The organism is Propionispira raffinosivorans DSM 20765, assembly GCF_000381065.1.
Taxonomy (GTDB): Bacteria; Bacillota; Negativicutes; order Selenomonadales; family Selenomonadaceae; genus Propionispira; species Propionispira raffinosivorans.
Genome location: NZ_KB905839.1, coordinates 28339 through 41229, shown reverse-complemented (window position 1 = coordinate 41229; position 12891 = coordinate 28339). Strand labels below are relative to the sequence as shown.

Here is a 12891-nt window from a genome sequence, read left to right as displayed (position 1 = left end):
TCACCTCATATTCCCTTTAATCGGCTCATCCGCCATTGAATCAAATTGATGCTAAATAAAATCAGAAACGATAAAATGAGCAAAACCAGGGCAATCGCGGTTGCACCGTAATAATCATATTGTTCCAATTTGGACATGATCATTAAGGGAGCAATTTCCGTTTTCAGCGGTGTATTGCCAGCAATAAAAACAACACTGCCGTATTCACCAACGCCTCGGGCAAAAGCTAAACCAAACCCTGTCAAAAGTGAAGGCAGTATTTCAGGGAAAATAACCCGACGAAAAGTTGTCCAACGATTCGCACCGAGCATCATAGATGCTTCTTCGTATTGCGTATCCAGATCTTTTAAGATAGGTTGAATATTTCTTGTCACAAAAGGAATCCCAATAAAAATCAAAGCAATGGTAATTCCCATAAGTGAAAAGGATGATTCAATGCCAATTGCATAAAAAAATCTTCCAATCCAGCCATTTTCAGAATACAAAGAGGTCAGCGCAATCCCAGCTACCGCAGTTGGCAGAGCAAAAGGCAAATCAATCAACCCATCGATGATTTTCTTACAGGAAAACTCATAACGCACCAAAACCCAGGCCAAAATAATACCAAAAATACTATTGATAATCGCTGCAAAAAAAGCGCAGCCAAAGCTTACAATATAAGAATGTAACACGCGAGGATCAAGTACGGTTTGCAAAAACTTACCAAATCCCATGCCCCCGCCTTTTAAAATCAAACTCGCCAGCGGAATTAAAACAATCAATGTCAAATAAAATAGTGTGAACCCCATCGTAAAGCGAAATCCAGGGATCACTCGAGTGACTTTTGCCATATGCTGCGCTCCTTCTCCATTAAAATAAGCTCATATAACATTTGTCTTTATTTCCATAGGTAAAGGGATTCAATGTATGAATTAATACACTTGAATCCCCTTTCCTTTTAATCTGGATTTTTCGACAAATACAGCTATTTTTATTTATCTGTATAGATCTGATCAAAGGAACCGCCATCGGCAAAGTGATCGGCCTGCGCTTTAGCCCAACCGCCAAAGGCACCATCAATCGTCACAAGTTTAAGTGTTGGAAATTTATCTTTATATTTTTCGGCAATTTCAGGATCACGTGGCCGATAGAAATTTTTTGCTGCGATTTCCTGACCTTCTTTGGTATAGAGGAAGTCAAGATATGCTTTCGCAAGTTCTCGTGTTCCTTTTTTATCCACGACTTCATCAACAATGGCTACAGGCGGCTCTGCCAAAATACTAATAGAAGGCACAACAATTTCAAATTGATCCGGACTTTCCACAAGCGATAAAAAAGCTTCGTTTTCCCAAGCGATCAAAACGTCACCTTGTTCACGCTGCACAAAGCTCGTTGTAGCACCGCGGGCTCCTGAATCTAAAACTTTTACATTGTGAAATAATTTTGCCATAAAGGCTTTGATTTGACTTTCATCACCACCAAATTTTTCACTGGCATAAGCCCAGGCGGCAAGATAATTCCATCTAGCGCCACCGGATGTTTTCGGATTTGGCGTAACAATTGACACATCATCACGAACAAGATCATCCCAGTCCTTGATGTTTTTCGGATTTCCTTTCCTCACAAGCAATACAATCGTCGATGTATATGGCGAGGCATTATCCTTGAAATTCTTCTGCCAATCCTTATGTATAAGACCAGCTTGACTGATTTCATCAATATCATAAGCCAGCGCCAATGTGACAACATCAGCATCTAAACCTTCTATAACCGAACGACCTTGTTTGCCAGAACCACCATGTGACTGGGCAAAGTTAACTTCTTGACCTGTTTTATTCTTCCAGTATTCGGCGAAACTTTTATTAAACTCTACATAGAGTTCTCGCGTTGGATCATAGGATACATTTAAAAACTCTACGGGTGCTTTATCATCGGTTTTTGCTGCTGATTCATCGCCACATCCTGTGAGTCCAACCACTGCGAATAAGATTGCCGCTGCTACACTCAAAATGCTTTTTTTGTTCATTTTGCCGCCTCCAAATTATAAAATAAATTCATTGTTAATAAGTATGTTTTATATGCTTTCTGTATTTATAAATTATAATCTTTCAGTGTAATGTTGTCAATATATTTTTCATATATAACATATCAATTAGCTATGTATTCTGCGTAAAAAAAGCATGATCCAAGTCGATGGATCATGCTTTACATTTTAGCTATATTACATATTTATAATTTTATCTTTGCGTACGAGTACATCGCCAGTAAGAAGTTCCTGTTGAAACCATTTGAACCCCAAACGCTCAATCATTTTACCCAAACGTTCTTTTGTCTTGCCATTTTCTTTAAATAAAAGAATAGTCTTTTCGATCATCTCCATTGCTTCCTCACGAGTATAAAGACCTTTGATTGGTTTGCCGATGTTGATAAATTTCCCCCAAGTACCACCAACAAAAATGCGAATTCCTTCTTCATAACCATCAAGTGCTTTAAATGGACATTTTGCCCCGCAGCGCCCGCATTGAATACATTTATTGCGATTTAGACGTTTTTTTCCATCCGGTCCTGTCGTATAAGCTCCCACTGGGCAAATTAATTCACAGCCACATTTTTTACAGCCATGGCACTGACTGCGATGAAAAATTGGTTTGTGACTGCCGACAAGACCAATATCATTGAGCATTGGTTTAATACAATTATGCGGACAGCCCCCCACACCGATCTTAAATTTATGCGGTAGCTTCACCTGCCGATAGCCCATATAAAATCTATCATGTGCTTCTTTCGCAATACTATGTGTATCGATTTTGCCAAATTTACAAACAGTACCTTTACAGCTTGTCACCGGACGGACTTTATCGCCGGTCCCGCCAACTTGCATACCATGGTCTTTAAGAAATGCTGTAAACGGTTCAATATTTGCATAAGGAATCGCCAAAACCTCTACCGTCATTCGCGATGTCAAGGAAACATTGCCGTCGGCATAAAGGCGACTCGCTTCGGCAATTGTTTCCAATTGTTCGGCGGTTAAACAAGTATTTTCTGTAAGCACCCGAGCGGAAAATTTTTCAGTTCCACGATTGTTTAAAAAACCTAGTCCTTTTACTCGCATAATTTCTTCATTGCTGATTATCATCTGCCTGCCCCCAAATACAAATTAAATTTACACAAAATATCTAAAACTATGGATGAGTATATCATGCGCCGGAAAAAGCGTCAATACAAAACATATATGCATTATAAGATATGTATGTTTATAAAATGGTCAATAAAAAATGACCTCACACAAAAAAGTGAGATCATTCTCTTCCATTCAATTTAAAATAGATTTTTCTGACGTCTGATCAAAAAGATGAATTTTATCCATATCGAAAACAATTTCTATCGTTTCTCCTGTCTGTGCTTTTGTCTTCGGACTAACTCTGGCAACGACATTCCTATCCGCTATTTTCATAAATAAATACGTTTCTGCACCCATCAGCTCAATCACATCAACTATGCCTTTGATAATCATAGCATTTGCCTCTTTTAAATCATTTGCATCATCATACAAATCTTCCGGGCGTATTCCCATGATAATTTCTTTACCAATATACTCTTTCAGCTTTGGATTATTCGTTACAACTGGCGGTAAAACAAGACTCTCATCAGCAAAATCCAGCGTGAAAACTGTCGCTTTTTGCGTCACCGTAACTTTGAAAAAATTCATCTGCGGACTGCCTAAAAACCCAGCTACAAATAAATTACAAGGATGTCCATACAATTGCTGTGGTGTGTCAACCTGCTGCACAATGCCATCTTTCATTACCACGATCCGCGTACCCATGGTCATTGCTTCACGTTGGTCATGGGTAACATAGATGAAAGTTGTTTGTAATTTTTGATGTAATTTACGAATTTCTGTCCGCATCTGATCACGTAATTTTGCATCTAAATTGGACAGAGGTTCATCTAATAGAAAGACCTTAGGCTGCCGCACCATCGCCCGTCCCAATGCCACACGCTGACGCTGTCCGCCAGACAAAGCTTTTGGTTTACGGTCGAGCAAATCCTCAATTCCCAATGTATGCGCGGCTTCTAAGACACAACGCTGTATTTCCGGTTTCGGCAATTTACGGATTTTTAAACCAAATGCCATATTTTCATATACAGTCATATGCGGATATAATGCATAATTTTGAAATACCATGGCAATATCTCTATTTTTGGGTAAAATATCGTTTACCACCATACCATCAATTGATAATTCTCCCGTTGTAATATCTTCTAAACCAGCAATCATACGCAAAGTGGTAGACTTACCGCACCCAGATGGACCTACTAAAACAACAAATTCTTTATGTTTGATATCGAGGTTCAAGTTTTTTACAACCTCAACCCCGCCCGGATATGTTTTACTAATATTTTGTAACTGTACACTTGCCATAGCTATCACAATCCTCTCTACTATCTGGTTTTTCTTACAGAAGATGTTTTGTATTACTTCCACCTCATTCATTATGTATAGGAAACAACACTAGCTTTTATACTTTGCTTTATATTCTATCGGCGTTACACCTTCCAAAACCTTAAACACTTTAAAAAAGTACGTATAATTATTGAAGCCTACCTGTTGGACAATTTCCTTAAGTTTCGTATCCGTATGCTCCATTAAGTGCTTAGCCTGTCGAACCCGAATCTTATTTAAATATTCGGCAAAGCCAATGCCACAATCTTCTTTAAATATACGGCTGAGATAGGAACTATTACCACCGATATGCTCTGCCGTCTGATGCAGTGAAATATCTTTGGTATAATTTTGCCGAATATATTCCATGATTCTTTTTGTCAAATCACTATAATTGCTTTTTATATCGACGTCCAAAAGCAAAATAATCAAACGATGATACACTTCCAAAATCCAAGTTTTCACATCAAGGATTGTCTCATGTTTTTTCATTTCATCATAGGGTATCTCTGTATTCGTATACAAAATAGTAACATCCACCGAAGCTGCTCTAGCCAGTCGATTTGCAATACCAATGAGCTCTGCACAAATCATCTGAACCGACTTATAACTCACCTTAAGCAGCAGCATTTTGTCAAAAACAAAATCGAGCTGCTGGCTAACTTTTTCATAATCACCAGTACGCAAAAATAACATGATTTGCTTTTCATCTTTTACATCCAGATTGAAAAAATCAACCGTATGCTGCACAGGCTCAACATCACGAAAAACCTGATCTTTTCCCATGATCATCTTCCTATTTAATAAATCAACGGCTTCTTGATACATTTGCCGCGTATTCTCAATATGATCAAAAATTTTACCAATACTAAAACAAGCTGTAATATTCAAGTACCTTTTAATACTGACACTGATCCGATTCACTGTCGTATTAATTTGAGTCCAAATGCCGCGTTGACTGCGAATTGTCCCAAATGAAAATAAAATGACAAATTTACCTTTCTCCAGATAAGTCAGCACACCGTTGTTCATATCCCGTAAAATATCTTCGGTAAGATTCATAACCGAAGCCACCAGTCGAACTTCTTCAGCCTTTGTCAAACGACCCTTAATTAACTGAAAATCATCAATTGAAATCGCAACAAGCGAAAAATTATTTACTCCCAGCGGCAGTTCCAATTCTTTGATTTTCCCTTGAATGACCCTGTTATCTTGCTCATCCCCTAAAACCAAAGATCTGATAAATTCATGCTGCAAAATCGCTTTACTTTGTGCAAACTGCCGACGCAGCTTATGTTGTTGACTAATGGTATCTGTAGCTGCTTTTAATACGTTCAGTAATACTGTACGATCCAATTTGTGTTTTAACAGGTAATCAACCGCTCCATTTTTCATACTGTCTTTCACATAAGCAAAATCTTCATATCCACTCAAGGCAATACTCTTAATATCTTTGTAGTTTTCCTTTATATATTCAATCAAAGCCACACCATCCATAACGGGCATACTCATATCCGTAATCACTATATCAGGCAGGCATTCCTTGATCATTTCAATTGCATTTTGTCCATTCGTAGCCTCGCCACAAATTTCAAATCCATATTTTCCCCATTCAATGATGGTACGCAGATTCGTTCGCGTTGTAAAATCATCATCAACAATCAATACTCGGAACATTGTGCTCACCTCCTTGCTGCATTGCAGGCAAGATGATCTCTACTGTCGTATAAAAATTGAGCTCGCTCTCGATTGATACTCCATAGGAATTTCCAAAATACATTTTTATTCTTTCATTTACATTCGCAATACCAATACCGCTTAGTCCTGAACTACTCGCTGTTTGCCTTTTCAATAAAATCGCTAAAGTTTCTTTAGACATGCCCACACCATTATCGGTAATAACAAACTTAACTGTCTGTTCTTCCAAATACCCCTTAAGAACAATCATGCCCTGCCCCTCCATTGGTTCAATGCCATGAATCAATGCATTTTCAATAATTGGCTGCAATAACATTTTTGGTATTCGATACTTAAAAAGTTCTGGCTCAATATTATAAATAATATTGAATTTATTTAGATAGCGATATTCTTGAATATTCAAGTAATTTTTAATATATTCAATTTCCTCGCCAATACCAATAAGATCATCGCCGCTTCCCACCATAGCGTGAAAAATATTAATCAAGGATGTTGTAATATTTTCAATATTATAAGCATTTTGTGCTTTTGCTAAAAACCTTACAGTATTTAAGGTATTGGATAAAAAATGGGGATTGATCTGTGACTGTAAAGCCTTCAGCTCGGCCCGTCTTTTTTGCTTTTCTTTATATTTTATATTTTCTAGCAACTTTTTTATTTGCTGCAGCATAACATTGAACCGTTGCGTCACTTCACCAATTTCATCATTGTACTCATCTTTTATACTGACCGATAAATCACCCTGACGGGCCTGATTCATTGCTGTACGCAACCGCTGCAACGGTGCCAAAATCGTAGCAGCAAAAAAATAAGCTAAAAATACGGCTGCAAAAAAACAGCCAATCGCAATAACAAGTGTTTTTTCATAAATTTCCTGGCTGTTTGAGTTTAGATAACTAAACGGGATCACACCAACAACAAACCAGTCCGCACCTTTAATAGGGGAAAAGGCAATCAGATTTTCATTCTCTTCGATTGAATAATTAAAGACACGTTTGCCCGCTTGTGCTTGTTGCTTAAGCTCCGCAATCAGTTCCATATCCTGATAATGACTGCTGATACGCATTTGCGGATCACCGCTGGATATAATCGTCCCTTTTGTATCTACGACAAAAATTTTAGAACCGGCTCCAATATCAATGTCTTTATAAATATCAGATAAATATTCTTCACTGCTCCGAATAATCAAAGAACCAATTGCCTCTCCTGTATCGATTGATTTTATGGCTCGTCCCAATAAAATACCATCACTGCGCCGCAATTGTTCAGCACTCGTGGCATATTTGACCAGATAAAACTCATTATCCGAATTCACAGCATCCCAGACGACACCACCATCCTTGTCTTGCAGCTGCAGCAGAAAATCTTTTGTATAATCTGCCGTTAAATTCAATTTCATGCCCGGATCACCATAGGCATTTATTTTTTTCCCTTGCCTGGTATAGATCAAGACATCCGAGACATTACGCAATGAATAAAATTTTTTCGTATATTCTTCACGCATCACAACCTGGGCATGCTCAACTTCCCATTCGCTCATTGCATCATATTTTAACAAAGTGTTTTGAACTACATCCGAAAATTCAATTTCGATACTGTCATTTTCGAGTCTATCGAGATCCCGTTTAATATTTTGGGCAACTTGACTCATAACCTGAACGGAATATGTACTGATTTTTTCTTGAAGCGAATAATTGAATTGTTGATAAAAAACAAACACCGTCACCAGTAAAGGAATCAGTGAAAGGATCATAAAGAGAAAAACCAGCCTCGTTCTGATTTTAAGATTTCTAAACAACATAATAAATTTTGCCACAAAATAAATTTGGACTAATCGTTTACTAAACCAATTCTTTAAATATCGCATGACGATGCTCCTGTCTGCTCTGCTGTATTTTAGAAAAAATTCGTCTGATTTTTTATTTTATACATATCCATATTTCTCCAAAATCAGTATACCACAAAGCAGACAGTGAAACGTCAATAAGGATGAGTCACTTTTTACACCTAGGTAATTTTTTTATTTTATAACAATAAAGCGGAAAACATGCCAGGAAAGTTTCGGTAAAACGATTTGAAATACGGTAGTACCAACTACAGGAATTTCATTTTTCGGCACAACTGCCTGGGAGTTCTCAAATGTATTTTTAGCAAATAAATCTGGACCTGCTAATATACTATGTTCTATCATTTCAACTTTTCCAAAAGAACGCAAGTCAAGGGTAAATTCTGTGTCTTCTTTCATTTCACAGTTAAGAACGAAAACACTGATACTGTCATCTTGTTCGTTGTACGAAGCAGCGATCTGCATAGCAGGTACCATACCCCGATCTGGTGTATTTATACAATCTGCTTTCGTAAGTGTCTTCAAAGATTTGCCTCGCCCATAAGTGGACACTTGCTGAAATGGATAATAAATAGCTTGTTTTAAGACGCGTCCGCCTTTTTCGGTAAAGATAGGTGCTATTACATTGACAAGCTGCGCCAAGCAAGCCATCTTTACGCGATCGGCATTATTAAGCAATGTACATAACATACCGCCAAAAACTAGCGCATCCAATAAAGAATATTGATCTTCTAAGATCGGTGGCGCTTCCATCCAAGGAAAACGGACTTGTTTTTGAATATACCAAACATTCCATTCATCAAAAGAAATTTTCATTGTTTTCTTACTTCTGGTTTTGGCTTTTACATAATCTGCAGTGGCTGCAACTGTTTTGATAAACTCATCCATATCAATATATGACGTCAGAAAGTTTTCCACACTGCCTTCATTTTCATAATATCTATGCATGGAAATATAATCTACCTGTTCATAAGTATGTTCCAAGACAATACGATCCCATTCGGGATACGAATCTAAAAGCGGACTCGAGCTTCCACAACAAACCAGTTCTACCGATGGATCAATCCACTTCATAATCTTAGCTGCTTCACGAGCTTTTTCACCATAAGCCGCCGCCGAAAGAGCACCTGTCTGCCAAGGCCCATCCATCTCATTACCCAAACACCATGTTTTTATAGCATGTGGCTCTTTATGTCCATTTTTGCGACGTAAATCACTCCAATAAGTGCCAGCAGGATGATTGCAGTATTCCATCATATACCCAGCATCCTGTGGTGTGCCTGTACCTAAATTAACTGCAGCCATAACTTGGGTATTGGCTTTTTTACACCAGTCAACAAATTCATCAATACCAATTTGATTTGGCTCAACAGAGAGCCACGCGTAATCCAGACGTTTGGGTCTTGCATCTACCGGGCCAATACCATCGGTCCAACGATAACCAGATACGAAGTTTCCACCCGGATAGCGGACAATTGGTACGGAAAGTTCCCGAACCAGCTCCAAAACATCCTGTCTAAACCCCTGCTCATCGGCACGAGAATGGGTCGGTTCATAAATACCAGAATAGACCGCCCGTCCTAAATGTTCAATAAAAGATCCATATAATTTCGGATCAATATCTGCGATAGTATATGCTTTATCAATTTGACACGCTGCGTGTTTCATTACCAAACCCTCCAATAGTTATAATTAACCTTTCACTCCACCAACTGTAAGTCCTGAAATAAATGCTTTTTGATTTAAAATAAACAAGATAATAATTGGTATAACTGACATCACTGCACCAGGAAACAAAATATCATAATTGTTGCCATAAGGAGTAATCAAAGATTGCAATCCAATCGGCAAAGTCAGCATATCGTTCGAACGCAATACAATCAGCGGCCAAACAAAATTATTCCAGCTAAACATGGCCTGCAAAATCCCCATAGCACCAAAAGCCGGTTTCATGAGTGGCAGCATGATCTTGAAAAAAATTTTGAATTCACCGCAGCCATCAATTCGCCCTGCGTCCAAAAGTTCACGTGGCAAGGATTGGGCATACTGCCGAAAAAAGAAAATGGACATCGGTGCCACAACAAAGGGCAGAATGACACCCAGATAGCTATCAATCAAACCGGTACTAATCGATAATTCATATAGTGGTAATATCAATATCTCCACTGGAATCATCATAACTACTAAAACAATGATAAAAACTGCATTTTTTCCTTTGAAATTATACATCGCCAAACCATAACCAACCATAGATGTCAATAAAAGCGATAACAATGTATGAACCACGGTTATAACTACACTGTTAAAATACCAGGAAAGATAAATCCCTTCCTTGCCATCCAGTAAAAGCACATAATTATCAAAGTTCAATGCTGAAAAATCAATATTGAGGGAAATTCCCTGGCGTATCATTTCCACACCAGGTCGTAAGGATGAAATAACCAAGAAGAAAAAAGGAGCCAAACAAAATACTGCAAAAATCAATAAAATGACAAATACCAATGCATTGGTTATCTTTGGTCCCATATCAGTCAACCTCCTTTTTAAAGAAACCATTCAACCATAATTGAATAATGTTTAAGACCATCACGAGGACAAACAAACCAACACCAATCGCTGATCCTAATCCCAGATTATTATTATTGAACCCTTCTTGATACAGATACGTGACAATCGTTGTGCCAATTTCACCGGGAGAACGCGCACTGCTAAATAGGGCAAAGGATTCAGCAAACATAGAATATCCACCATACACACTGATCGTGAGCACATACACAATGACTGGCTTCAAACCAGGAATCGTTATATGTAAAAACTTTTCCCAAGCATTCGCTCCATCGATCGAGGCTGCTTCATATAGTTCATCAGGAATGCTTTGCAGCCCTGATAAAAAATAGATCACATTGACACCAAGCCAGCGCCATGTACACAACAAAACCATGACAAACATCGCTGTATTGGGATTTTGGAGCCATACTGTAGAACTTATGCCAAATACACTAAGCATTGAATTGATCAACGTTGTATCCTGTTCACCAAAAGCCAGACGGAAAAAAAGTCCGGCTACGATAACCGAGGTCAGTGCTGGCATAAAAAAAGCGGATCGAAAAAAGTTACGCCCCGGCAGTGTTTTTTTATTCAAGCATACCGCAAATAACAAAGGCAGCGGAATCAAAACAAGTAAGGTCCAAAACGTATATTTTGTTGTAATCCAGATTGCATTAAAAAAATGCGGATTCAATAAATTCATATAGTTCTGCCAACCAATAAAAGTTACATCCCCCGGTCCGTCAATTCTTTCAAAACTCATAATAACGGTAGAAATAATCGGATACAGGAAAAAAATCAAAAAAGAAATAACAAAGGGTAACACAAACAGATATGGAGCCGCCGTCTGTGAAAAAAATAAATCACCCCACTGTTTTTTCTTTTGTTTTTCGGTACAAATTGTTCTTGCTATAGGTTCTGACACGTAAAAAAACCTCCTCGCCCGCTGGGGAAATCTTGAATAAAATGATAAGGCCCCGCCTGCCATAGCCGAGTCCTACCACTCCCATTCATAGCAAAACCACCATTTGCTTTATTGTGCTTTAAGATCTTCTCCCGCTGCTTTTAAAGCTTCTTCTGGTGATTGGCTTTGTTCCTTAAGCACTCTAAAACAAACATTCTTTTGCAATAAAGAAATAGCCGCTGGATATTTCGCCCCAACATTTAATTGTCCAATATCAGCTACAATCGATTGCAATGTACTAAATATATCTGTACCAAAATAATCGGTATATTTATTTGGTGCTGACATGGCTGGATCAGACCAAGCATCTTTTCTGATTGGATCAAACCCTAATAAAGTCCATGTTTTGATACTGCCTTCTTTTGATAATTTTGCTTCCGCTAAAAATTGTTTAACTAATTCTGCATGTTTACTCTGCGTTGTAATAACAGTTGCGGTTCCCCCCATCCCCACTGATCTTTTACCACCAGCAAATACTGGCATCGGACGGATGACAATTTTACCTTTTAATTCAGGCATATATTGTACAAATCGCCCCATATACCACATTGGCATCCAAACCGAAGCCGCATTGCCTTTATTCATCCAAGCCCAGTATTCTTCGGAATGATGATACCCTCCTGGTGCCGGTACCGCAATTTTATCTTTATATAACATATCTTTCACCATTTGTAGTGTTTTGATATTAGTCGCATTGTCAAAACTTGAATTCCCGTCTTTATCTAAAACATCAGACCCTTGCATATTCATCAGTGGATAGACCGACCAGTGTTCTGTCGTTTCAATTGTTGTCATTGGTTTACCAGTTTTAGCAACGACTTGTTTACCGGCGGCAATATAATCATCCCAAGTAACAATTTTATTGATATCCACGCCGGCCTGATCTAATATTTCTTTATTGTAATACATGACTTCAGCGCCAACATGATAATCCACACCATAATATTTACCATCTTTCGCGTAATTGTCCATTCTCCCCATAATCAAATTATCTTTGATTGGATCAACAATATCATTCAGTTCTACCAAGCCTGGTTTACTGCCCTTAATATAATTTGCAAATTTCCCTATTTCAATATCTGCCAAATCCGGTGCTCCAGTACCAGACTGCAAAGCAATCAATAATTTATTATGCTGTTCATCATACGGATATACGTCCGTTTTTAAAATTATTTTTTTGTCGGGATGCTTTTCATTCCAGGTACTAACCGCATCATCCATAAACCCCTTGTGTAATTCTTGAAATGTCCAAAAATTAAGTACCGTTGCATCACCATCACCTGACGATTGTGCTGATTCTTTTTTTTGTCCACACCCTGCGGCTGCTACCGCTAACAAAACGACCATTGAAAGTACATAAACCCAGCTTTTTTTCATGAATACGTCTCCTCTCGTTTTTAAGATTAATTA

10 protein-coding genes are annotated in these 12891 nt (G+C 38.2%); all 10 read right to left on the bottom strand.

The genetic code is table 11. From position 1 onward, the window contains the following. Positions 1–5: 5 nt before the first annotated feature. Positions 6–830, bottom strand: coding sequence for a sulfate ABC transporter permease subunit CysT (cysT, locus tag F606_RS0100180; RefSeq protein WP_019551830.1), 825 nt, complete (start codon positions 828–830; stop codon positions 6–8). Positions 831–970: 140 nt separating this feature from the next. Further along, positions 971–2005 carry a sulfate ABC transporter substrate-binding protein gene (locus tag F606_RS0100175; protein WP_019551829.1) on the bottom strand — a complete coding sequence of 345 codons (1035 nt, stop codon included), beginning with the start codon at positions 2003–2005 and terminating at the stop codon, positions 971–973. Between the two features lie 195 nt (positions 2006–2200). Continuing rightward, complete coding sequence (locus F606_RS0100170) at positions 2201–3115, bottom strand: ferredoxin-like domain-containing protein (RefSeq protein ID WP_019551828.1); 915 nt, start codon at positions 3113–3115, stop codon at positions 2201–2203. A 177-nt stretch (positions 3116–3292) separates the two neighbouring features. Next, a complete protein-coding gene (locus F606_RS0100165) occupies positions 3293–4405 on the bottom strand; it encodes an ABC transporter ATP-binding protein (protein WP_019551827.1) in 1113 nt (370 codons plus the stop codon). A 90-nt stretch (positions 4406–4495) separates the two neighbouring features. Next, a complete protein-coding gene (locus F606_RS0100160) occupies positions 4496–6103 on the bottom strand; it encodes a response regulator (RefSeq protein WP_019551826.1) in 1608 nt (535 codons plus the stop codon). Then, positions 6081–7991, bottom strand: a complete 1911-nt coding sequence (locus tag F606_RS0100155) for a sensor histidine kinase (RefSeq protein ID WP_019551825.1) — start codon at positions 7989–7991, stop codon at positions 6081–6083. Before F606_RS0100155 ends, F606_RS0100160 begins: the two co-directional genes overlap by 23 nt. A 153-nt stretch (positions 7992–8144) precedes the next feature. After that, positions 8145–9638: an arabinosylfuranosidase ArfA gene (arfA, locus tag F606_RS0100150; protein ID WP_019551824.1), complete on the bottom strand. Its 1494-nt coding sequence runs from the start codon at positions 9636–9638 to the stop codon at positions 8145–8147. Positions 9639–9662: 24 nt separating this feature from the next. Continuing rightward, on the bottom strand, positions 9663–10496 hold the full coding sequence (locus F606_RS0100145) for a carbohydrate ABC transporter permease (protein ID WP_019551823.1): 834 nt from the start codon (positions 10494–10496) through the stop codon (positions 9663–9665). Position 10497: 1 nt separating this feature from the next. Continuing rightward, positions 10498–11442 carry a carbohydrate ABC transporter permease gene (locus F606_RS0100140; protein WP_019551822.1) on the bottom strand — a complete coding sequence of 315 codons (945 nt, stop codon included), beginning with the start codon at positions 11440–11442 and terminating at the stop codon, positions 10498–10500. 108 nt (positions 11443–11550) lie between these two features. After that, entirely contained in the window at positions 11551–12858 is a 1308-nt protein-coding gene (locus F606_RS0100135; RefSeq protein ID WP_019551821.1) for an ABC transporter substrate-binding protein, read from the bottom strand. Positions 12859–12891 lie beyond the last annotated feature (33 nt).